This is a genomic window from Mycobacterium sp. 852014-52450_SCH5900713 (genome assembly GCF_001667075.1).
Classification (GTDB): Bacteria; Actinomycetota; Actinomycetes; order Mycobacteriales; family Mycobacteriaceae; genus Mycobacterium.
Genome location: NZ_LZIL01000076.1, coordinates 22,084 through 47,581, shown reverse-complemented (window position 1 = coordinate 47,581; position 25,498 = coordinate 22,084). Strand labels below are relative to the sequence as shown.

General features: G+C 67.9%; 7 protein-coding genes (1 of these 7 cut by a window edge). 4 read left to right on the top strand and 3 right to left on the bottom strand.

What is annotated here, in order from left to right; genetic code table 11:
- Positions 1–159 precede the first annotated feature (159 nt).
- Positions 160–963, bottom strand: a complete 804-nt coding sequence (locus tag A5773_RS22840; protein WP_066946097.1) for a transglutaminase family protein — start codon at positions 961–963, stop codon at positions 160–162.
- Positions 964–1,499: 536 nt separating this feature from the next.
- Between A5773_RS22840 and A5773_RS25765 the strand changes: the two genes are divergently transcribed.
- Positions 1,500–2,093: a DUF5994 family protein gene (locus tag A5773_RS25765; RefSeq protein ID WP_197507905.1), complete on the top strand. Its 594-nt coding sequence runs from the start codon at positions 1,500–1,502 to the stop codon at positions 2,091–2,093.
- A 91-nt stretch (positions 2,094–2,184) separates the two neighbouring features.
- Positions 2,185–3,696 carry a wax ester/triacylglycerol synthase domain-containing protein gene (locus A5773_RS22830; RefSeq protein WP_066946091.1) on the top strand — a complete coding sequence of 504 codons (1,512 nt, stop codon included), beginning with the start codon at positions 2,185–2,187 and terminating at the stop codon, positions 3,694–3,696.
- Between the two features lie 42 nt (positions 3,697–3,738).
- Here A5773_RS22830 and A5773_RS22825 read toward each other — a convergent pair whose 3' ends face one another.
- Together A5773_RS22825 and A5773_RS22820 are read right to left on the bottom strand one after the other, a co-directional pair.
- Positions 3,739–4,479: an ANTAR domain-containing protein gene (locus A5773_RS22825; protein WP_066946088.1), complete on the bottom strand. Its 741-nt coding sequence runs from the start codon at positions 4,477–4,479 to the stop codon at positions 3,739–3,741.
- A 43-nt stretch (positions 4,480–4,522) separates the two neighbouring features.
- Positions 4,523–5,287 (bottom strand): GAP family protein, encoded by a 765-nt coding sequence (locus A5773_RS22820; RefSeq protein WP_231989250.1) that lies wholly within the window; start codon positions 5,285–5,287, stop codon positions 4,523–4,525.
- A gap of 906 nt (positions 5,288–6,193) precedes the next feature.
- Here A5773_RS22820 and A5773_RS25760 point away from each other — a divergent pair.
- Positions 6,194–6,415 (top strand): MbtH family protein, encoded by a 222-nt coding sequence (locus A5773_RS25760; RefSeq protein ID WP_082948354.1) that lies wholly within the window; start codon positions 6,194–6,196, stop codon positions 6,413–6,415.
- 52 nt (positions 6,416–6,467) lie between these two features.
- A protein-coding gene (locus A5773_RS22815) for a non-ribosomal peptide synthetase (protein ID WP_082948353.1) crosses the window boundary here: on the top strand, positions 6,468–25,498 show its 5' portion. 12,103 nt of this gene lie beyond the right edge of the window; the window shows 19,031 of its 31,134 coding nt (coding positions 1–19,031); its start codon is at positions 6,468–6,470; the stop codon falls past the right edge of the window.

The window sequence follows — 25,498 nt, the reverse complement described above, 5'->3', positions numbered from 1 at the left end:
CTCCCGCCTTGACCGCGAAACGGCCAAATCATTCGAATCGGCGACGAGATGACTTTGACTAGTCAGGTACGAAGTATCGCCGACAATTCGTACCCTACTCGGGCGGTCGACAACGGGCCACACCAAGACGGTTGTGTGGTCCGCCGTTCGGGGCCGTTCTCAGCGGATCGAAACAAGTTGGTCGATGGAATCCACGGGCAACTCGCCATCGACGACCGCGGTCACCAGCATCTGGTTGAGCGTGATCGCGCCTTTGTGATTGTCGAGGAACGCGGTGTCGGCGGCGTCACGACCGGTAGCGATGCGAACCAGGGTTTGCCGCGGCGCAAGCAGCGTCGCGTCGACAACCCGCCACTGCCCCTCCACGAAGGCCTCCGCCACCGCATGAAAGTCCATTGGGTACACGCCCGGCGCATAGACGGACACCAAGCGGGCCGGTACGTAAACCGCCCGTAGCAGTGCCACCACCAGATGCGCGTAGTCGCGGCACACACCTTCACCGGCGAGCAGTGTGTCCACCGCCCCGTCGATCGGATCGCTGGAGCCGGGAACATAATTCAGTCTGGTGCCGACCCATGAGCTCACGTGCTCCAGCAGCGTGGCCGAATCGCGGTCGTTACCGAATTCCGTTGCGGCGAAACCATAGAATTTATCGGACTCGGCGTAGCGGCTGGGCCGCAGATACATCGACAGGTCATATTCGGTCACCGGAGCCGGGTCGGTTCGACCCACGACGGTGGCGGAGTAGTCGACTTTGAGGGTGCCGACCGGTGCGTCGAACTTGTGGATGCGGTTGCCATGCACTCCGCCGACTTCCAGAGGCTGGATGGGCTGTCCGTTCAAGACGAAACTCAGCGACTCGGAGACCTCCAGGCGCGGATGCTGAGCGACAGCAATCTGAAATTCGAGTGTCGTGGACGCGGTGATTTCAACGTCCATCTCGGCGCTCACCACTCGTCTCATGGCGCGATGATGCGCCAATATCTTCCGATTCGCCAGCGAGGTCGCGTGTGCTGGCGCGGCGGCCGAGGTCCAAGTCTTCTGTCTTTGCCGCAGATGGCATACCCTGAAAGTCAGTGGCGAATCGGGCAGGTTGCGTTCTGGGTTTGCTGCTAGACGGCCGTTGGTGCGCAACTGTGGTGTTAAGCAGTCAGCACCAGGCCGGCCGCCGTCGAAATTTCGCTGTGTGAACAAACGCAGCACCACTCTCCGAATTGTCGGTATTCAGCGGCTACCACCGGTCTTGGCGCCCCGGCAGCGGAAACTCAGCGTTCCCGGGATGTGGCTCGACCCGTGGTCCGGCCCGTGCTGTGCGTCGCCAGGCCTTGTGGTGGACTGACCGCGCCGGGCGGCGCCTTGGTTGCTGGCTCTCGTTGTTGTCGAGCAGTTCGGAGTAGGGTTGGAAGCGAATCATCGGTTTTCCGTTTGTGATCGTTCTGGTTCAGGTGGGCGTCGATTCGAATCATTGGCCGTCTCGCGGTCAAGACGGGAGCGTCCCGATGACACCAGGAGACGCCCGCATCAGCCCGACGTGGGACACGTGCGGTATTCGCACACCGCGATTTCGGTTGAAGACCACGGGACACGGCAGCGGGCATGTGGATGGTGCATGGTGGCCGCACAGCGACGACTTCACGGAGGAGTTGCCAGGTCTGATCGCGGCTCTGTCGATTCGCCTGGGCGCGGTCAGTTGTGTGCTGTTCAACCAGAATGACTGGAGAGTGGCGGGCGCCGAGCTCGGGTGCGGTGGTCGCGTGATCCACCTTGACGCGCACCGCGGTCAGCCACACAACACGGTCGAAGTCATTGGCGTGCAAGGAAATACGATTGTATTGCTGGTTGTTCCGTTCTGTGCTCAACCAGACCGCGCGCACGCAATTGTGGTGGCGGCCGCAGCGCCGGGCAACTCGTCAAACGTCGACACCCTGCTCATGGTCAGCGGCAAGGAACGGGAAAGCCGCATAACGAGGGACACCGCGCGGGAGCGCTGGGAGTCACAGTGCGGGTCCGAACTGACTGAAGCCGGGGCGGACCCCCAACCTCCAGCGTCGTCGTACACGCCGTTGAACTCGAGATCCAGCTCCGCGAACTGAAAGAGTAACTTGGCGAGCCTCGTAACACTCTGTCGTCCAAGGTGATTGGGCACTGCTCGAAAGGAATAGTGGCGAAGGGAATGGTGCACCGATGGTGACGCGATTGGCGGGGACCGACGCGCTGTCACTGCACACACAGAGTTCGAAGGCACCTGCGGACACGCTTACGCTGGTCATCGTCGATGATCCGTCCACCGTGCTCAGCCACGAGAAGCTACATCGGCTGGTGGCCGCGTCGCTGCCGCAATTGGCGCGCTTCCGCAGCCGCCTGGTGGCCAAGCCGTTGGGCATGGGGCAGCCAGTGTGGGCCGAGATCGACGACTATGACCCTTTCCCACAAATCCATTGCGCAACGGTTCGCCCTCCCGGTGGGCGGCGCGAACTTGCCGAGCTCGTAGCGGAATTGACCGCTCGGGGACCGGATAGCCGTCACCGGCTGTGGGAAGCGTGGAGCGTCGACGGCCTGCTCGACGGCCGTTGGGCGTTGGCGGTAAAGATGTCAGCCGCACTCAATGACGGGGTCGCGGGGGCGGCGTCGATGTGGCCCCGGCTGCTGACTCGTAAACCGCGCGCCCATCCTGACCGAAGCCTGCCGTCCGAGTCGACGTTAGGCGCGGCGCCTTCGGTCGGCGAGCTCGTTGTCGATTTGGTGGCCGAGATGGTCGAGAATCATGTCACCGGCGGGTGGCTGATCGCCGAGGCCGTGTCCAATGCGCTGCGGGCGGTGAGTGGCCGGTTGTTCGGCACGAGTGGACGGGATCCCATGGCCCACGGCGGGTCGTCGATGAGCGGTCCGGTACCGCACACGCTGCTCAACGCGCCGCTGACCAAGCGGCGCGCGGTGGCCTTCGCCTCGATCCCGCTGGCAGACCTGAAAACGGTCAATAGCGCCTTCGGGGGCAGCATCACCAACGTCGTTCTGGCGGCCTGCACACTGTCATTGCGCGCCTGGCTGCAGAGTCACGACAAGGTGCCCACGGATCCGCTGCTGATGCGGATGCCTTTCGAATTGCCGGCCAGCGATCCCCCCAAAAGGGGAAAGGCGCTGACTAGCGGACGGTTTCGCATCCCAGTGCACCTCGACGACCCCGTACAGGTCCTCGCCAACCTCCATACCGCCACCGAAAGACTGAACGCCCTTCGGGGTCATAGCCGCCAAAGGCGGCCTCCTGCAGACGATGTGGACGCCATAGCGTCGCTCATCCCGCCGGCTGTGGCCAATCTGGGTATGCAGCTCTACACGCGGTCCGGCTTGCGGCACCAGCTCAAACCGATCTATCACGGCAGCGTCTCTTATACCGCCTTCGAGCCGGTGCCGGCGTACTGTGCCGGGGCCAGGGTCGTTGGCGTGCATACCGTGGCGCCGCTGTCGGAGGAAAATGGGTTGAACATCGCGCTGACCACCCGTGGCGAGGAATTGGATGTGAGCGTGTGTGTGTGCCCCGACAATGTGCCCGCGGTCGACGACATCGCGACCGGGATCGCGCACGGTGTGGACATCCTCGTGGCGGCCGCGCGGGAATCTCCTCGCGGGCAAGGCCGTTCCGTCGTCACGGAGCTGTCGTCACACCCCGCCCACCGTTCGCGCGACAGCGCATACTGACGGGCTCCATCAAGTCCCGGTGCTGTCTGTATGAGCTCAGCTCTAAGAGGGGGGATGGTCTATCTCGACCAGCCTGCGGGCGATCTGCTCGACCCTGGCGTTGGTGTCTTGGGAGAGTTTGACCAGCAGGCCGAACGCGGCGGTCGCGTCGACGTCGAATCGCTCCATCAATACGCCCTTGGCTTGGCCGATCGTGTCGCGCGTTTCGATGGCGCGCCGCAGTTGCTCGTTCTCGGCGACCAGAGCCTGTAGGCGTGCATCGCTGCGGGCGCTTTCCACCGCGTTGATCGCTTCGAGCGTATGAAGCACTTCGGCGGGTGTCCAGCAGCCGCCTTCATCGGCCGTGCGAGCCATTTCAGCGAGCAGCTGCCTTGCTTCGGAGATCTCTTCGACGCAGTGCGCCACGCCCACCAACTCGCCATGGTCGACCAGGGGAGCGTTGGTCGGACTCCATACCTTCGGCACGAAATGGTCGGGTGCGTCGGGGTCGGGGACGTCGTAGCGCTGGACCCGCATGTCGTGGGCGTGCCGGGTCCGCATCACCGCCTCCAGGGACGCCGCGAGGTTCGCCGTCCCGTTCGCTTGCGGATCGTTGGGATTATCGGGAAACGCGTCGAAGAGGTACCGACCGGGCAACTCGCCATGTTCCCGGAGGGTGACCTGCTCGTATGCGACGCTTGCCGCTCGAATTCGCAGGTCGCGGTCGAGGAGCAAGAACGAGCCACCCGACGAGCTTCGGTCCATCTCGTGGGCTATCACCTCGAACCGGTGTTGGCTCTCCACAGTCCAACCATTACCCGTTCACCCAGGCCAGTAATCCGATAGCTCAGAGGAGGTGCACGCCCTGGGCCAGCTGCGTGACCCCGACCACCGTGAACACGGTTAGGAGGATCTGCCGGTGGTAGGCGCGCACCCAGTCGTGCAGCTGCCGCAGGACGGCCTGGGTTCGAGCCGGCGCGGCCACATAACCCACCAAGATCATTTCGACGACGGAATACATCAGGACGACGAACGCGATCGAGGCGCCGACCTGCGTGGCAACGGCCGCCCTCGACGCCACGATGATCGCAAGGATGAAGAGCACGCCGTCGACCGGCACCGAGGCCAGCCCGACCACCCAGGCGATCCACAGCGATCCTTTCTCCCAGGCTTGGTGGGCGCGGTGGAGCAGGCGGCGCATTCCGGCGCGCTCTTCGTCGGGAACGTCCCGTGCGCGGCTCAGAAATCGTGGGAGCGCGATCGGCGTATCCGAGGCCGGCGCATTGCTCGAGACGCGGCCCTCCGCCCGCTGCCGCGTCGAGAAGCGCACTGCCATCACCGCGGCGATCGACAACGCGAGGACACCGAGCGCGATTTGGATGTGCGGGAGGGCGGAGTTCGCGGCCGGGGCGGCCGAACCGTGCCGGAAGGAGCCGAACGTGGATGTGAAGTTGAGCAGCATCAGCGGGGCAAGCAGCTCGGGCACACATATGGTGAGGCCACCGACCCAGTAGGCAAGCAGATTCGGCGCGGGTCGCGGCCGGGAGATCATCAAGAGGGCGAGGCCCAGACGCACCGGATTGAGTGCCGCCAGAATGCCCAGCCCCAGCACTGACCCCCACATTGGCGCAGCTCTACCCGCGGCAGAGGGAGTCTAAACAACCGCACTAGGGAATTGTGGCCTGTGCATCAATTCACATTTCCGCAGACCGGCGAGTCCGTCTTGAGCCACGAATCGTCTTTACCTGCAACAACTTCGAACAACTCCGTCCGCGCCCACGGATATGAACGCCCCGCCAATGCGGTGTGACACGCGCGTGCACCGCTGCCTCAGTCTCGAGCTTGAATTTTCCTCCCTGTGCCAGCAACGTTCGATCCCAGCGGTGGTCACGGTTCGGGTCAAACGACAGCAAGCGCCAGTGTCCGTGGATTCTGCCGAACGGGTGCTTGCCGCAAAGCGCACGCTGTTGCTCCAGCAATGCGGTACCCCGACGTCGGCAAATGGTGACCGTTGCGATCGTCACGCGCCGGATGTGGCGACGCCTGTCCTCCGGGCGAACGGGTGCCGGGACAAACGTTCGGTTTGCGCAGTGACGAGAACGTAGCGGTTGCGAATCTCTTATGCAGGAACGAAATTCACAGGTTTGACCGCACCTGCAGCCGGGTACTTGCGGAGCCGTGGAGTGCGACATCCAAAGTCGTGGTGCCCGCCTGTTGGCGGTTCGTTGGTGCGCCGACGGAAGCCCCCGCGGAGCGGCGCATGCGGTTCCAGGGTTACCGTTGACGTTGCGGACGGTATTGCGATTCGGGTCGGGGACACAACTGGGGCCAGAACCGCAGCCATGACGGTCACGTCACGGCGGGGATCTCCGCGAACCTCATCGGCGCTCGCATCGTGCCGGTGGGCAGGTCGGCATGCTGGTCGAAACTAACGGCCAATCCTGAAGCGCTGCACCACTTCTAGTGCTGCGCGCGCAGCGCTTCTGCGTATTTCATCTCTGTTGTAGGAGGTCGTCAGTTGCAGCCCAATCCATTCGATGATGCCAGTGGCAAATTTTTCGTACTAGTTAATAACGAGGAACAACACAGCCTTTGGCCCACCTTCTCCGACGTCCCGGCCGGCTGGCGAGTGGTGTACGGAGAGGCCGACCGCGCGGCCTGTCTCGACTACATCGAACAGAACTGGCCCGACATTCGTCCGAAGGGCATGCGTGACAGGTTCTCCGCTGCTGGTTTGTGATGTCTAGACGGTCTAGGTATGAAGGAGTCGGGAAGGCTTTCGGGGGGATTTAGTGGAATTCGGTGGCCGTGCACTACCGCTGACGCGGGCGCAGCTGGATATCTGGCTCGCACAGCAAACGGGTCACTTCGATGTGGCGTGGCAGCTCGGCGTGCTCGTGCGGATCGAGGGCCCCGTCGACCGCGCTCTGCTCGAGCAGGCCATGCGTCACGTGGTAGGTGAGGCCGAAAGCATCCGGACGGGCTTCTTCGAGGTAGACGGCCAGGTTTTTCAGAAGTCGATCGACGACCCCGATGTCGAGCTGGCCTTCTACGACCTGAGCGACTCGCCCGATCCCGAGCACGAGGTCCGGGAGAGGACGTCGGCGATTCAACGGACTCCGATGCCGCTCACCGGTCCGATGATCAACTTCTACTTGTTCCAAACGGCGCCCGATGAGTACTACTGGTTCACCTGCTGTCACCACATAGCCATCGACGGGCTGGGCATAGCCCTGCTGGGCCGCCGAATCGCGGCCGTCTATTCCGCGCTTGCCTCCGGTGCGGCCATATCTCCCGCCTTCTTCGGCACGTTGCGCGACCTGGTCGCCAGCGAGTCGGAGTACGCGGCATCCGCCGATTACATCTCGGATCAGGCCTATTGGGCCGAGCACCTCCCGGCGGCGAGCGAATCCGAATATCGGTTGACCCAAGCCGCCAGCGCGCGGGATCCGTATGCGCCCTCTGCGCCGGTCCAATTGGATTCGTCGGTGGTCGGCTCGATCAAACAGCTGGCCAAGGCGTTGGGCGTCCGCCGATCATCGATCCTCACCGCCGCCTGCGCGCTCCTGGTCCGCGGATTTCGCACTGACAATTCGGACGAAGTGGTGCTCGATTTCCCGGTCAGCCGCCGACTGGATCCGGAGTCGAAGACGCATCCGGGAATGCTCGCCGGGGTTGTGCCGCTGGTGCTGAATGCGCCGCCGACGGCCACGGTCGCCGACTTTCTTCAGCAGGTCGATACACGCTCACGAGAAGCGCTGCGGCATCAGCGGTTCCCTGTGCACATGCTTGGCGGCGACGGCGGCTTCCGTGGTGCTCCGCAGGCGTCCAACCGGGTAGTCGTCAACTTCGTCCCGGCCAGATTGACCCTCAGCCTTGCGGGTGTACCGGCGACCGCGACTTACACCACGTTCGGTCCGGTCGGCCACTTCGGGCTGTTCTTCCTCGGGTTCGGCGACCAGCAATACCTGAGCACGGTAGGGGTCGGACAACCCTTCTCGAACTTCGACGTCTCGGATTTGGCCGGGCGGCTGCAGGAGCTGCTGGTGGCGATGGCGGCTGATCCCTCGCGGCCGTTGTCGTCGGTGGATGTGCTCGACAGCGACGAGTGTGCCCGGTTGGACGGATTTAGCAATCGGGCGGTTCTGACTGGGCCGGCGCCAAGGTCGGTTTCCGTGCCGTCGTTGTTCGCCGGGCAGGCGGCACGCCTGCCCGGGGCGGTCGCGGTGTCGTGTGGTGGATTGTCGGTGTCGTATCGGGAGTTGGATGCGGCGTCGAATCGGTTGGCGAATTTTTTGGTGGCCCAGGGTGTGGGGCCCGGGTGCACGGTGGCGCTGTTGTTGTCGCGGTCGGCCGGGGCGGTCGCGGCGATGCTGGCGGTGCTCAAGACCGGGGCGGCCTACCTGCCGATCGATCCTTCTTCGCCGGATAGCCGGATCGGGTTCCTGGTGGCCGATGCCGCGCCGGTGGCGGTGCTCACCACCGCCGAGCTGGCCGGGCGGTTGGCCGGTCGTGGGGTGGCGGTGATCGATGTTAATGATCGGCTCCTTGACACCTTGCCCGACACCGCCTTGCCCGAGCCGGATGCCGAGGGGCTGGCGTATGTGATTTACACCTCGGGCACTACGGGTGTGCCCAAAGGTGTTGGGGTGACGCATCATAACGTGACGCAGTTGATCGGCTCGCTGGATGCCGGGTTGCCGGCGCCGGGGGTGTGGTCGCATGCGCATTCGTTGGCGTTCGACGTGTCGGTGTGGGAGATTTTTGCGCCGCTTTTGCGTGGTGGACGGGTGGTGGTGGTCGACGACGACACCGCGCGTTCACCGGAGGATTTGCACGCGGTGTTGGTCGCCGAGGGTGTGACGGTCTTGACGCAGACGCCGTCGGCGGTGGCGATGCTGGATCCCGCTGGCCTGGATTCGGTGGCGTTGGTGATGGCCGGGGAGGCCTGCCCGCCCGAGGTGGTGCATCGCTGGGCGCCGGGGCGGGTGATGGTCAACGCCTATGGGCCGACCGAGACCACGATGTGTGTGGCGATCAGCGCCCCACTGCAGCCCGGGTCGGGGGTGCCCCCGATCGGCTCCCCGGTGCCCGGGGCGGGGTTGTTTGTGCTGGATGGATGGTTGCGGCCGGCGCCGGTCGGGGTGGTCGGGGAGTTGTATGTGGCCGGGGCTGGGGTGGGCGTCGGCTATCTGGGTCGTGCCGGGCTGACCGGGGCGCGGTTTGTGGCGTGTCCGTTCGGCGGGCCCGGGCAGCGGATGTATCGGACCGGGGACCTGGCGTGCTGGGGTGCTGACGGTCAGCTGCGCTATCTGGGTCGGGCCGATGAGCAGGTCAAGATCCGCGGTTATCGCATCGAGTTGGGTGAAATCCAGGCCGCACTGGGTGCTTTGGATGGGGTGGGGCAGGCGGTGGTGATCGCCCGTGAGGATCGCCCCGGGGATAAGCGGTTGGTCGGTTATGTCACCGGGACCGCCGATGCGGCGCAGCTGCGGGCGCGGCTTTCGGAGCGGTTGCCGGCGTTCATGGTGCCCGCGGCCATCGTGGTCCTTCCGGCGTTGCCGTTGACCGCCAACGGCAAGCTGGACACCCGCGCGCTACCGGCGCCGGAATACCAGGCCGGCGCTTACCGCGCCCCGAATAGCCCCACCGAAGAGATCCTGGCCGCCATCTACGCCGAGGTCCTCGGTGTCGACCGCGTCGGCATCGACGACTCCTTCTTCGAACTCGGCGGCGACAGTATCTCGGCCCTGCAGGTGGTGTCGCGAGCGCGGGCGGCCGGCTTGACGTGCCGTCCCCGGGATGTCTTCGTCGAACAGACGGTTGCCCGCCTGGCCCGCGTGGTCGGGGCGATCGACGGCGAGGCCGGCGTGATCGACGAGGGCCTCGGCCCCGTCGTCGCCACCCCGATCATGCGGTGGCTGCAAGGCGTTAGCGGCCCCACCGATCAGTTCAACCAGACGATGGTGCTGCAGGCGCCCGCCGGAGTGACCGAGGCCGACGTGGTGTCCGTGTTGCAGGCCCTGCTGGATCGGCACGCCATGCTGCGGCTGCGCGTCGAGGGCGACGAGCGATCGTTGCGGGTGCCCGAGCCCGGCTCGGTGGACGCGGCCGGCTGCCTGCGATCCGTGGACGCGTTGTCCGATGAGGCGCTGGTGGAGGCGCGGTCGCGGCTCAACCCCGCCACCGGGACCATGCTGAGCGCGCTCTGGGTCGGTCCCACCCGCCAGCTGGCGATGATCGTCCACCATCTGGCCATCGACGGGGTTTCCTGGCGAATCCTGTTGGAGGACTCGAACATCGCCTGGGCGCAGCACCGGGGCGGTCAGCCGGCGGCGCTGCCGACGGGTGGCACGTCGTTCGCCCGATGGGCCACGCTGCTCGGCGAGCATGCGCACCGCCCGGAGGTTATCGAACAGGCCGATGCCTGGACGCGAATCGCGGCGACCCCGTCTTCGCTACCGGCGATACGGCCCGACACCGACACCTACGCCACCGCCGGGCACCTGTCGGCGTCCCTGGACGTCGAGACCACCCGCACACTGCTCGGCGAGGCGCCAGCGGCGTTTCACGCTGGCGTGCAAGACATTCTGTTGATCGCGTTCGCGTTGGCATGGGCGGAGTTCTTCAGCGATGCCGCGGGGCCGATCGGCATCGACGTCGAAGGTCACGGCCGGCACGAGGAACTCGCGCCGGATGTGGACCTGTCGCGTACGGTCGGCTGGTTCACCACCAAATACCCGGTGTCACTGACGGCCGGTGGGCTGGACTGGGCGCAGGTGCTGGCCGGCGAGCCGGCGCTGGGGGCGGTGATCAAAGAGGCCAAGGAACAGCTCCGCGCCGTGCCGCACCCGCTGACGTACGGCGCGCTGCGCTACCTGAACGGTGACGTGGAGCTGGACGGCGGCGACCCGACGATCGGGTTCAACTATCTCGGTCGCCTGATCGCCGGCCACGAGCTGTCCGACGAGTTGTGGCGGCTGCACCCGGAGAGCCTGTCCGTGACCGCTGCCGCCGCGGCGATCCCGATGTCGTTGGCGCACACCGTCGAACTCAACGCCGGCACCGTCGACACCGACGCCGGCCCGCAGCTGCACGCCAACTGGACCTGGGCGCCGTCGGCCCTCGACGAAGCGCAGATCTCCCGGCTGAGCCAACTGTGGTTCGACGCGTTGTCCGGCATCTGCGCGCACGTGCGAGCCGGTGGCGGCGGGCTGACGCCGTCGGACATCGCGCCCGCCCGGCTGAGCCAACCGCAGATCGACGAGCTGCATCGGCGGTACGAACCCGCCGACATCCTGCCGCTGACCCCGCTGCAGCAGGGTCTGCTCTTCCATTCCAGCACCGCGCAAGGCAGCGACGACATGTACGCGGTGCAGCTGGATTTCACGCTCACCGGCCCCCTCGACCCCGACCGCCTGCACGACGCGGTGCGCACGGTGATCAACCGGCATCCCCACCTGGCGGCCCGGTTCTACGAGCGCTTCGAGGAGCCGGTGCAGATCATTCCGGCCACTCCGGTGGTGGCCTGGCGCTACGTCGAGCTCGATACCGAGGAGCAGATCGAGCGGCTGTGCGCCGACGAACGCGCCGCGGTCTGCGACCTGGCCGGCCAGCCGCCCTTCCGGGTGGCGTTGGTGCGCAACGGGATCGACCGGCACCGGCTGGTGCTGACCAACCACCACATCGTGCTCGACGGCTGGTCACTGCCGATCCTGCTGCGTGAAGTCTTCACGAGCTACTACGGTGAGCCGCTCGCCGCGGCCGCGCGCTACCGCACCTTCGTCACCTGGCTGGCCGATCGGGACCTCGAAGCCGCCCGCGCGGCCTGGGCCCGGGTGCTCGCCGACTTCGAAACGCCCACACTGGTCGGCCCGAAGGACCGATTGGGACGAGGGCGGCGCGGATCGGGATCGTTCCGCGTGGCCGAGGAAACCACCCGAGCCCTCACCGAACTCGCGCGCTCGTGCCAGACCACCGTCAGCACCGTCCTGCAGGGCGCCTGGGCGTTGCTGCTGACGTCGCTGACCGGCCAACCGGACGTCGTCTTCGGCACCCCCCGGTCGCGCGTGGGCCAACTCGAAGTGGCCGGCGCCGAATCGATGGTGGGGCTGCTGATCAACACCGTGCCCGTGCGCGCCGACATCACCGCGACGACCACCACCGCGGACCTGCTGCGGCAGTTGCAGGACACCAACAACGACACGCTTGAGCATCAACACCTGGCGCTCAGCGACATTCATCGCCTCACCGGCCACGAGCAGCTCTTCGACACCCTGTTCGTCTACGAGAACTACCCGATCGGCGACGGCATGGAATTGGGCCCCGACGGGCTGGCCATCGCCGGGTTCACCAATCGCGAGTACAACCACTACCCGCTGACGATGGAGGCCCTCCCGGGCCGCGAGCTCGGCCTGCACGTCGAGTTCGACGCCGACGTGTTCGACGCCGCAAGCGTCGAGGCGCTGGTCGAACGGTTCCGGCGCGTGTTGGTGGCAATGACTTCCGATCCCGCGCGCCGGCTGTCGTCCGTGGAGCTGCTGGATCGCGGCGAGCGCGAACTGGTGCTGTCGCAATTCTCCGGCGCGGGTGTCGCCGCGCCGGTGGGGGTGGCGCCGGAGTTGTTGGCGGCCGCGGTGGCGGCCGACCCGGGCGCGGTGGCGGTGGTCGACGGCGACCGGCATTTGTCGTACGGCGAACTCGACGAGTGGTCAACCCGCTTGGCGCGCAAACTGATCGGCGCGGGTGTGGGCCCGGAGCGCGCCGTGGGTGTGGCGATGGACCGCGGGGCCGACTTGGTGGTTGCCTTTTGGGCGACGGTCAAGGCCGGCGGCGTGCATGCACCGGTGGACCTGGACCATCCGGTGGAGCGGATCGCCGCTGTGCTGGACGCCGCGGGCGCGATGTGCGTGTTGACCTGCGACACAGACGAAGTGCCCGGGGCCGGCACGCGGCCGGTGCTACGGATCGACGGCCTTGACCTATCCGGGCAGTCCGACGTGCCGATCACCGACGCCGATCGATTGGCGCCGCTGACCGCGCACGACACCGCGTACGTGATTTTCACGTCCGGGTCGACCGGCGTCCCCAAAGGGGTGGTGTTGAGCCACGCGGGACTGCTGGGATGGGCTGCGGCGCAACGTGATTCGTCCGGATTGGATGCGGACACGCGGGTACTGATGGTGGCCTCGCCGACCTTCGACGCGTCGGTCGGCGAGATGCTGCTGGCGGCGGCGTCCGGGGCGGCGCTGGTGGTGGCTCCGCCGCAGGTGTACGCCGGGGAACCACTGACCGCCCTGCTGCAGAGCCGGCACGTCAACGCGGCGTTCCTGACCCCGACGGTGCTCTCGTCGCTGGATCCCGCCCGGCTGAACGAGTTTGACAAGCTGATGATCGGCGGCGAGGCGTTCCCGGCAGAGCTGGCGGCCGCCTGGGCGCCGGGCCGGCGCATGTTGAACGTTTACGGCCCGACCGAAACCACCATCTGGATCACCACTGCGCCGCTGTCGGCCGAGGGTCCGGTCCGCATCGGCACCCCCGTGCCGGGCGTGTGCGCCGTGGTGCTCGACGCCTGGCTGAACCCGGCACCGATCGGCGTCGTGGGCGAGCTGTATGTGAGCGGGCCGGCGCTGGCGCACGGCTACATGGGTCGGGCCGACCTGACCGCGGAACGATTCGTGGCCAACCCATTTGGCGGCGCCGGCGAGCGGATGTATCGCACCGGCGACCTGGTGCGCTGGACCCGCGACGGCGTGCTGGACTTTGTCGGTCGCGCCGACGCCCAGATCAAGTTGCGCGGCCAGCGTATCGAACTGGGCGAGATCGAAAACACCTTGCTGGCCTGCCCGCACGTGACCCAGGCCGCTGTCACGGTGCACGACACCGGCACCGGTTCCCATCTGGTCGCCTACGTCACCCTCGACCACAACACCAGCGCCGACCACGACGCGGAAAACGTCGAAGAGTGGCAACACCTGTACGACGAGTTGTACAGCCCCGATGCCGGGTCGGAGTTCGGCATGGACTTCCGCGGTTGGAACAGCAGCTACACCGGCGACCCGATCCCGCTCGAGGAGATGATCGAGTGGCGGGCCGCCACGGTGGATCGGATCATGGCGTTGCGGCCGCGGCGCGTGCTGGAGATCGGCGTCGGCTCGGGATTGCTGTTGTCACAGATCGCCCCGCAGTGCGATCAGTATGTGGCCACCGACTTTTCGCCGGTGGCGATCGAAAAGCTGGCCCGCTCGCTGGAGCAGTTGCAGTTCGGATGGCGCGATCGCGTGGAGCTGCTGACCCAGCCCGCCCACGTCAAAGACCAACTGCCACGGGGGCACTTCGACACCATCATTCTCAACTCGGTCGTCCAGTATTTCCCCAACGCGGGATATCTGGCCGAGGTCATCGACAACGCGATGGAGCTGCTGGCCCCCGGCGGGGCGATGTTCATCGGTGACGTGCGTAACCACACCCTACAGCCCGCGTTCCAAACCGGAATCGCGCTGGCGCGCAGCGGCGCCGACGCCACCGACGCGTCCGACATCCGGCAGCGTGTTCGCCATGCCATGCTCGGCGAGACCGAATTGCTCTTGGCCCCGGAGTTCTTCACCACCTGGGCGGTCAACAGCCCGTCGGCGGACGGGCTCGACATCCAAGTCAAACGCGGATTCGCCGACAACGAACTGAACCGGTACCGCTACGACGTCGCTATCCACAAAGCGCCCGCACGCGCGCGCTCGGTGGCCGCCGCGCCCACCTGGTCGTGGACCGAGTGCGGGGGCCCGGACGGGCTGCGCGGCGAACTGGCGGCGCTACGTCCCGCCGTCGTCCGTATCACTGAGATCCCCCAGGCCGGAGTGATCGCCGACGTCCGCGTCGAAACCGCGCTCGCAGCGGGGTTGCCCGTGGCCGATGCGCTCACCCAAGCGGGCTCCGACGCCGGCCCCGGCGCCGCCGTCGCCGAAGAACTGCATCGCATCGGTGATTCCACCGGTTATCGCGTCGCGGTCACCTGGGGGACCCAACCGGGCACGCTCAGCGCGGTTTTCGTCGACGCCGCCGACCAGCCCGCCGAGCCCCTGATCGACCTCTACCTGCTCCCGGCCGGGACGCGCCAGCGCACGAGCCACGCCAATGACCCCCGCACCAACACCAAGATCGGCGAGGTGCGCGAGCGGTTGAGCGCGTGGCTGCCCGAGTACATGGTGCCGACGCACATCGTGGCGCTCGAGGAGTTCCCGCTGACCGCCTCGGGCAAGCTCGACCGAAAGGCCCTGCCCCCACCGGATTACCAGGACGTGGACCGCTACCGCGCGCCGGCGACCGCCGTCGAAGAGATCCTCGTCGGCATCTACGGCCAGGTGCTCGGGCTGGAGCGAGTCGGCGTCGACGACTCGTTCTTCGACCTGGGTGGGGATTCGCTGTCGGCGATGCGCCTGATCGCGGCGGTCAACACCAGCCTGAACGCGGACCTCGGGGTGCGGGCCGTCTTCGACGCGCCCACAGTCGCCGAGCTGGTGCTCCTCATCGGTGACGAAGCCAACCGGCCGGAGCCGCTGGTGGCGGGGGAGCGCCCCGCGGTGATTCCGCTGTCGTTCGCCCAGAGCCGGCTGTGGTTCATCGACCAGTTCCAAGGCCCCTCACCGATTTACGACGTCACTGTCGCATTGAAGCTGCGCGGTCACCTGAACGCCGACGCGCTTGGTGCCGCCCTGGCCGACGTCGTGGGCCGCCACGAAAGCCTGCGCACGGTGTTTGCCGCAACCGACGGCGTCCCGCAGCAGGTCGTGGTTCCCGCCGAGCGGATCGGCTTTGCCTGCGACGTCGTCGATGCCCGCGGGTGGCCCGAAGACCGGCTCCGTGAGCGTATGGCGGCGGCGGCGCGGTACACCTTTGACCTGGCGAACGAAAGCCCCTTGCACACCGAGCTTTTCACCGTCAGCGACGACACCCACATGCTGGTGGTCGCGGTACACCACATCGCCGCCGACGGCTGGTCGATCACTCCATTCGCGCGTGACCTCGGGGTGGCATACGCCAGCCGTTGCGCGGGGCATGCCCCCGACTGGACGCCGCTGCCCGTGCAGTATGTCGACTACACGCTATGGCAGCGCGCGCATCTCGGCGACGTGGACGATAGCGACAGCCGCATCTCTGCCCAACTGAACTTCTGGGCGGACGCCCTGGCCGGGCTGCCCGAACGCCTGCAACTGCCCACCGATCGGCCCTACCCCCAGGTCGCCGACCACCGCGGCGCCCGCCTGGCGGTGGACTGGCCGGCGGAACTGCAGCACCAGATCCGCCGGCTAGCGCGCGAGCACAACGCGACCAGCTTCATGGTGATTCAGGCCGCGTTCGCCGCGCTGCTCGCCAAGCTCGGCGCCGGCGACGATGTGGCAGTGGGCTTCCCGATCGCCGGGCGATCCGAGCCCGCGCTCGACGAGCTGATCGGGTTCTTCGTCAATACCTTGGTGTTGCGGGTCGACGTGGCCGGGAACCCGACGTTCGCGGAGCTGCTGGCCCAGGTGCGACGGCGCAGCCTGGCCGCTTTCGAACACCAGGACGTGCCGTTCGAACTGCTGGTGGAGCGGCTCAATCCCACCAGGAGCCTGACCCATCACCCGTTGATTCAGGTGCTGCTGGGTTGGGAGAACTTCCCCGGGGAGGTGACCGCACCCGCGGGCGGTCTGGCCCTGGGGGATCTGCAGGTCACGCCAATGCCGGTGCACACCAACACCGCTCGCATGGATCTGACCTTCTCCCTGGCCGAACGCTGGACCGAGTCCGGGCAGCGCGCCGGCATCGCGGTGACGGTGGAGTATCGCACCGACATCTTCGAAGGCAAGACCGTCGAGGGATTGATCGAGCGGTTACAGCGGCTGTTGACGGCGGTCACCGCCGAGCCCGAGCGCCGGTTGTCGTCCGTGGACCTGCTCGACGCGGGCGAGCATGCCCGGCTTCAGGAGTGGGGCAATGCGGGTGTGCTGGCCCGGCCGGTGACGCCCGCGTCGATCGCGGCGTTGTTCGCCGCGCAGGCGGCCCGCACGCCCGGCGCGGTGGCACTGGTCTGCGAGGGCCGGTCCATGACGTACCGGGAGCTGGACCAGGCGGCCAACCGGTTGGCGCATCTACTGAGGCGCAACGGCGCCCGCCCGGGTGAGCGTGTCGCGCTGCTGTTTTCGCGTTCGGCCGAGGCGATCGTGGCGATACTGGCCGCGCTCAAGTCCGGGGCGGCCTATCTGCCGATCGACCCGGCGCTGCCGGCGACCCGGATGGAGTTCATGCTCACCGACGCCGCGCCGATCGCCGCGCTCACCACCGCGGCGCTGGCCGACCGGCTGGACGGGTTCGACCTCGCGGTCATCGACGTCCAGGACCCCGCCGTCGCCGACCAACCGACCACGGCCCCGCCGGCGCCCGCCCCCGACGACCTTGCCCACATCATCTACACGTCCGGCACCACCGGGGTGCCCAAAGGCGTTGCGGTAACGCAAAACAACGTCGCCCAACTCTTCGACTCGCTGCAGATCGGCGTCGAGTTGTCGCCGGAGCAAGTGTGGACGCAGTTCCACTCGTACGCCTTCGACTTCTCGGTCTGGGAGATCTGGGGCGCGCTGCTGCACGGCGGGCGGCTGGTCGTGGTGCCCGAATCGGTGGCGCGCTCACCGGAAGAATTCCACGCCCTACTGGTCGGTGAGCGCGTCACCGTGCTCACCCAGACCCCGTCCGCGGTCGGAATGCTTCCGACCCACGGTCTGGATGCGACCGCGCTCGTGATCGGCGCCGAGCCCTGCCCGCCCGAACTGGTGGATCGCTGGGCGCCGGGGCGGGTGATGGTAAACGTCTACGGCCCAACCGAAACCACGATGTGGGCGTGCAAGAGCACACCGCTGCAAGCCGGATCGGGCTTCCCGCCGATCGGCTCCCCGGTCACGCGGGCCGCCTTCTTCGTGCTGGACGAGTGGCTGCGGCCGGTGCCGGCCGGCGTGGTCGGCGAACTGTATCTGGCCGGCGACGGCGTCGGCGTCGGATACTGGCGCCGGTCCGCGTTGACCGCGGCGCGCTTCATGGCCTGCCCGTTCGGCCCGCCTGGAAGCCGCATGTACCGCACCGGCGACCTGGTGTGTTGGGGCCCCGACGGGCAACTGCGCTACCTGGGCCGCGCCGACGAGCAGGTCAAGGTCCGCGGCTACCGTATCGAGCTGGGCGAAATCCAAGCGGCGCTAAGCGCTTTGAGCGGCGTGGAGCAGGCGGTGGTCGTCGCCCGCGAGGACCGCCCCGGCGACAAACGCCTGGTGGGTTACGTCACCGGGACGGTGGACGTCGCCAAGGCCCGTTCCGCGCTCGCCGAGCGACTCCCCGCGTACATGGTCCCGGCGGCGGTCGTCCCGCTGCCGGCGCTGCCCATGACGGTTAACGGCAAGCTCGACACCCGCGCCCTGCCGGCACCGGATTACCGAGACATCGACAGCTACCGCGCGCCCACCACCGCGGTCGAAGAGATCCTGGCCGGCATCTACGCCGATGTGCTCGGCGTAGAGCGCGTCGGGGTCGACGACTCGTTCTTCGATCTCGGCGGCGATTCACTGTCCACGATGCGCCTGATCTCGGCGATCAACTCCTCGCTGGATACCGATCTGCCGGTGCGCGTCGTGTTCGAGGCGCCGACCGTCGCGCAGTTGGCGCCCCGCATCGACGAGGGCGCGGGCCGCCTGCGGCCGCTGGTAGCCGCCGAGCGCCCGGCGGTGGTCCCGTTGTCCTTCGCCCAGAGCCGGTTGTGGTTCATCCAGCAGCTGCAGGGGCCGTCGCCCATCTACAACATGGCCGCCGCGTTGCGGCTGGGCGGTCGACTCGACACCGACGCGCTGCGTGCGGCGGTGGCCGATGTGGTGCGCCGCCACGAGAGCCTGCGCACGCTGTTCCCCGCCAGCGAGGGAACGCCTCAGCAATTGGTTGTTCCCGCCGAGCAGGTCGATTTCGGCTGGGACATCGTCGGCGCCACCGGCTTCTCGGCCGGTGAGCTGGACGAGGCCATCGAAACGGCGACGCGCTACACATTCGACCTGGCGGCCGAAACCCCGCTGCGGGCCAAGCTTTTCACCCTCGACGAGCAGGAGCACCTGCTGGTCATCGTGGTGCACCACATCGCCGCGGACGGCTTGTCGCTCACCCCGTTGGCCACGGATCTCAGTGTGGCGTACACCAGCCGCGCCTCAGGGCGGGCGCCCGGTTGGGCCGACCTGCCGGTGCAGTACGTCGACTACACGCTCTGGCAACGCGCGCAACTCGGTGAACTCGACGACAGCGACAGCCCCATCGCGGCCCAGCTGTCCTACTGGCAGGACGCCCTGGCGGGCATGCCCGAGCGGTTGGAGCTGCCGACCGACCGGCCCTACCCACCCGTCGCCGATCAGCGCGGCTCGAGCGTGGTCGTGGACTGGCCGGCGGAGCTGCAACACCAGGTTCGCCGGGTGGCCCGCGAACACAACGCGACCACCTTCATGGTGGTGCAGGCCGCGCTGGCGGTGCTCTTGTCGAAAATCACTGCCAGCCGGGATGTTTCGGTCGGCTTCCCGATCGCCGGGCGTCGCGACCGCGCGCTCGACCAGCTCGTCGGCTTCTTCGTCAACACGTTGGTGCTGCGGGTCGATCTGGCCGGCGACCCCAGCTTCACCGAACTGTTGGCACGGGTTCAGGCGCGCAGCTTGGAGGCCTTCGAGCACCAGGACGTGCCGTTCGAGCTGCTGGTGGAGCGGCTCAACCCGACCCGGAGCCTGACCCATCACCCGCTGGTGCAGGTGATGCTGGCCTGGCAGAACTTCGCCGGCCACGACGATCCGGCCGCCGGTCTGGCGTTGGGGGACCTCGAGGTCACCTCGGTGCCCGTCGACACCGATTCGGCCCGAATGGATTTGGTGTTTTCACTGGCCGAACGCTGGAACGAGACCGGCGAGGCCGCCGGAATCGGTGGGCGCGTCGAATTCCGCACCGACGTGTTCGACGCCGAGACCATCGAGGCGCTGATCGCGCGGCTGCAGGCGGTGTTGGTGGCCATGACCGCTGACCCCGCCCAGGCGTTGTCGTCGGTGGATGTGCTCGATGACGCTGAGCGTGCCCGGTTGGAAGCGTTTGGAAATACGGCGGTTTTGACGGGACCGGTGGGTGTGCCGGCGTCGGTGCCGGAGATGTTCGCCGCGCAGGTGTCCACCGCACCGCACGCGGTGGCGCTGGTGTGCGAGGGCGTATCGACGACCTACGGCGAGTTGGACGAGGCGTCGAACCGGCTGGCGCACCTGTTGGTGGCGCACGGTGCGGGTCCGGGCCAGGTTGTGGCGCTCCTGTTTTCGCGGTCGGCCGAGGCGGTCGCGGCGATGCTGGCGGTGCTCAAGACCGGGGCGGCCTACCTGCCGATCGATCCTTCTTCGCCGGATAGCCGGATCGGGTTCCTGGTGGCCGATGCCGCGCCGGTGGCGGTGCTCACCACCGCCGAGCTGGCCGGGCGGTTGGCCGGTCGTGGGGTGGCGGTGATCGATGTTAATGATCGGCTCCTTGACACCTTGCCCGACACCGCCTTGCCCGAGCCGGATGCCGAGGGGCTGGCGTATGTGATTTACACCTCGGGCACTACGGGTGTGCCCAAAGGTGTTGGGGTGACGCATCATAACGTGACGCAGTTGATCGGCTCGCTGGATGCCGGGTTGCCGGCGCCGGGGGTGTGGTCGCATGCGCATTCGTTGGCGTTCGACGTGTCGGTGTGGGAGATTTTTGCGCCGCTTTTGCGTGGTGGACGGGTGGTGGTGGTCGACGACGACACCGCGCGTTCACCGGAGGATTTGCACGCGGTGTTGGTCGCCGAGGGTGTGACGGTCTTGACGCAGACGCCGTCGGCGGTGGCGATGCTGGATCCCGCTGGCCTGGATTCGGTGGCGTTGGTGATGGCCGGGGAGGCCTGTCCGCCCGAGGTGGTGCATCGCTGGGCGCCGGGGCGGGTGATGGTCAACGCCTATGGGCCGACCGAGACCACGATGTGTGTGGCGATCAGCGCCCCACTGCAGCCCGGGTCGGGGGTGCCCCCGATCGGCTCCCCGGTGCCCGGGGCGGGGTTGTTTGTGCTGGATGGATGGTTGCGGCCGGCGCCGGTCGGGGTGGTCGGGGAGTTGTATGTGGCCGGGGCTGGGGTGGGCGTCGGCTATCTGGGTCGTGCCGGGCTGACCGGGGCGCGGTTTGTGGCGTGTCCGTTCGGCGGGCCCGGGCAGCGGATGTATCGGACCGGGGACCTGGCGTGCTGGGGTGCTGACGGTCAGCTGCGCTATCTGGGTCGGGCCGATGAGCAGGTCAAGATCCGCGGTTATCGCATCGAGTTGGGTGAAATCCAGGCCGCACTGGGTGCTTTGGATGGGGTGGGGCAGGCGGTGGTGATCGCCCGTGAGGATCGCCCCGGGGATAAGCGGTTGGTCGGTTATGTCACCGGGACCGCCGATGCGGCGCAGCTGCGGGCGCGGCTTTCGGAGCGGTTGCCGGCGTTCATGGTGCCCGCGGCCATCGTGGTCCTTCCGGCGTTGCCGTTGACCGCCAACGGCAAGCTGGACACCCGCGCGCTACCGGCGCCGGAATACCAGGCCGGCGCTTACCGCGCCCCGAATAGCCCCACCGAAGAGATCCTGGCCGCCATCTACGCCGAGGTCCTCGGTGTCGACCGCGTCGGCATCGACGACTCCTTCTTCGAACTCGGCGGCGACAGCATCTCGGCGATGGGCCTGATCTCCGCGATCAACAGCAACCTGAACGTCGGCCTCCCGGTGCGGGTCGTGTTCGAGGCGCCCACCGTGGCCCAGCTGGCACTGCGGATCGGGGAGGGCACCAGCGGGCTCGAGCCGTTGGTGGCCGCCGAGCGGCCCGCCGTGGTGCCGCTGTCTTTCGCGCAGAACCGGTTGTGGTTCCTGGACCAATTGCAGGGCCCGTCACCGGTTTACAACATGGCGGCGGCGCTGCGGCTGAGCGGGCCGCTGGACGCCGGGGCGCTGGGTGCGGCGCTGGGCGACGTGGTGGCCCGCCACGAGAGCCTGCGCACCCTGATCGCCGCGCCCGAGGGAATGCCCCAGCAGCTGGTGACCCCCGTCAACCAGGCCGACTTCGGGTGGGAGATCGTCGACGCCAGCGGCTGGTCCGCCGGCCAACTCGACGAGGCCATCGGCGACACCGCTCGCTACACCTTCGACCTGGCGGCCGAAATCCCCCTGCGCGCAGAGCTTTTCCGCATCACCGAAGACGAGCACGTTTTGGTGGCCGTGGTCCACCACATCGCCGCCGACGGGATGTCGATCACCCCGCTGGTCCGCGATCTGGGCATGGCCTATGCGAGCCGGTGTGCCGGGCACGCCCCCGGCTGGGCGCCGCTGGCCGTGCAATACATCGATTACACACTCTGGCAGCGCGCCCAGTTCGGCGATCTCGACGACGACGAGAGTCCCATCGCCGACCAGCTGGCCTACTGGGAAGAGGCCCTGGCCGGGATGCCCGACCGGGTGCCGCTGCCCACCGATCGGCCCTACCCGCTGGTGGCCGATCAGCGCGGCGCCACCGTCGAAATCGATTGGCCCACCGAGCTTCAGCAGCGAGTCGGCGAGGTGGCCCGCAGGCACAACGCGACCAGCTTCATGGTGGTGCAGACCGCCTTGGCGGTGCTGCTCTCCAGAATCAGCGCCAGTCCCGATGTGGCAGTGGGCTTCCCGATCGCCGGCCGGCGCGATCCCGCGCTCGACGAATTGGTCGGCTTCTTCGTCAACACCCTGGTGTTGCGTGTCGACGTGGCCGGCGACCCCACCTTCGCCGACCTGCTGTCCCAGGTGCGGCAACGCAGCCTGGCCGCCTACGAACACCAAGACGTGCCCTTCGAGGTGCTGGTCGAACGGCTCAACCCGACCCGGAGCCTGACCCACCACCCCCTGGTGCAGGTCATGCTGGCCTGGCAGAACTTCGCCGGGCAAGGCGGTGGCCCCGTCGGCGGGCTGGCCCTGGGCGACGTCGAGATCACGCCGATGCCGGTGGACACCCAGACCGCCCGCATGGACCTGACCTTCTCGCTGGCCGAGCGCTGGAGCGAGGCCGGTGAGCCCGCCGGGATCGGCGGGACGGTGGAATTCCGCACCGACGTTTACGACGCGGGCAGCATCCTGGCGCTCGTCGGACGGTTGCAACGGGTGTTGACGGCCATGACCGTCGACCCCACCCGGGCGTTGTCATCGGTGGATCTGCTCGACGAGGCCGAGCATGCCCGCCTCGACGAGATTGGAAACCGGGCTGCGCTGGGGCGGCCGGTGGCCGCGCCGGTGTCCATTCCGGCGCTGTTCGCCGCGCAGGTGGCCCGCACCCCGGAGGCCGTGGCATTGGTGTGCGCCGGCCGGTCCATGACCTATCGCGAGCTGGACGAGGCCGCAAACCGGTTGGCGCACGTGTTGGCCGGCCGCGGCGCGGGGCCGGGACAGTCTGTCGCCCTGCTGTTTTCGCGTTCGGCGGAGGCGATCGTCGCGATCCTGGCGGCGCTCAAGTCCGGGGCGGCCTATCTGCCGATCGACCCGGCGCTGCCGGAGTCCCGCATCGGATTCGTGCTCTCCGACGCCGCGCCGATGGCCGTCATCACCACCGCCGACCTGGCCGACCGGCTCATCGGTCACGACGTCCCCGTCATCGACATCAACGACCCTGGCCTCGCCGCCCAGCCCGGCACGGCACCGACGGCGCCGGGCCCGGAGGACCTCGCCTACCTCATCTACACCTCCGGCACGACCGGTGTCCCCAAGGGCGTGGCGGTCACCCACCAGAACGCGACCCAACTGCTGGCGCGCATGGACACCGGCCTGCCGCGCGCCGGGGTGTGGTCGCAGTGGCATTCACTGGCCTTCGACGTCTCGGTTCACGAGATCTTCGGCGCGCTCCTGCACGGCGGGCGGCTGGTGGTGGTGCCCGAGTCGGTGGCGCGCTCGCCGGAAGACTTGCACGCACTGCTGGTGGACGAACGGGTCAGCGTGTTGAGCCAGACCCCGTCGGCCGCCGCGATGTTGTCGCCCGAGGGGCTGGAGTCGGCCACGCTGGTGGTGGCCGGCGAGGCGTGCCCGGCCGAGCTGGTCGACCGCTGGGGACCGGGTCGCGCGATGATCAACGCCTACGGCCCGACCGAGGCCACGGTGTACGCGGCGGTCAGCGAGCCCCTGACGGCGGCATCCGTCGAGTCAGGCGTGGTGCCGATCGGGTCGCCGGTGCCCGGCGGCGCGTTGTTCGTCCTCGACGGGCGGCTGCGCCCGGTGCCCGTTGGTGTGATCGGCGAGCTGTACGTGGCCGGTGCCGGTGTGGCCTGCGGATATTGGCAGCGGTCGGGTCTGACCGCGTCGCGGTTCGTGGCTTGCCCGTTCGGCGGAGCCGGCACCCGCATGTACCGCACCGGGGACCTGGTGCGCTGGCGCGCCGACGGGCAGCTCGACTACCTCGGCCGCGCCGACGAGCAGGTCAAGATCCGCGGTTATCGCATCGAGCTCGGCGAGGTGCGGGCGGCGCTGGCGTGGCTGGATGGGGTGGAGCAGGCGGTGGTCATCGCCCGCGAGGACCGCCCCGGTGATAAGCGCCTGGTCGCCTACGTCACCGGGACGGCCGATCCGGCCGGGGTTCGCGCCGCGCTGGCCGAGCGGGTGCCGGCGTACATGATCCCCGCCGCCGTGGTGGTGCTCGACGCGCTCCCGCTCACGCCCAACGGCAAGCTCGACACCCGCGCGCTGCCCGCACCGGAGTACTCCGACGGCGACCAATACCGCGCCCCGGACAACGCCGTCGAGGAGATACTCGCCGGCATCTACGCCCAGGTGCTGGGGCTCGACCGCGTCGGCGTCGACGACTCCTTCTTCGACCTCGGCGGCGACAGCATCTCGTCGATGCAGGTGGTGACGCGGGCGCGCGCCGCCGGGCTGATCTGCCGGACGCGCGACATCTTCGTCGAGCAGACCGTTGCCCGGCTGGCGCGGGTGGCCGAGGTCGCCGACGCCGGCACCGACGTGGCCGACGAGGGCGTGGGGCCGGTGACCGCCACGCCGATCATGCATTGGCTGCAAAGCGTAGAAAGGGCAGGCGGGCCGGTCGGCCAGTTCAACCAGACCATGTTGGTGCAGGCCCCCGCCGGGGTGGGCGAGACCGACGTGCTGGTGGTGCTGCAGGCATTGCTCGACCGGCACGGCATGCTGCGCCTGCGAGTCGGCGACGGATGGTCGCTGACGGTACCTGAGCCCGGTTCGGTGGACGCCCGCGACTGCCTGCATACCGTGGCCGAGTTGTCCGACGCCGCGCTGGTCGAGGCGCGGTCGCGGTTGAACCCGGCGGCCGGGGTGATGCTGAGCGCGCTGTGGGCCACCTCCACCGGCCAGCTGGTGGTGATCATCCACCACTTGGCCGTCGATGGAGTGTCCTGGCGAATCCTGTTGGAGGACTTGAATATTGCCTGGGCCCAGCACCGCCTGGGCCAGCCGGTGGCCTTACCGGTAACGGGCACGTCATTCGCCCGGTGGGCGTCGCAGCTGGCCGAGTGCGCGAGCCACCCGGACGTGGTGGACCAACTGGGCACCTGGCAGCACGTGGCGGCCACCCCCGCAGCGCTGCCCGCGGTGCGGCCCGAGGCGGACACCTTCGCCACCGCCGGGCATCTCTCGGTGGAACTGGATGCCGAGACCACCGGCATGCTGCTCGGTCAGGTGCCGGCGGCTTTCCACGCCGGCGTCCAGGACATCCTGCTGATCTCGTTCGTCCTGGCGGTGACGGAATTCCTGGGCACCGGCGGGGCGCCGAT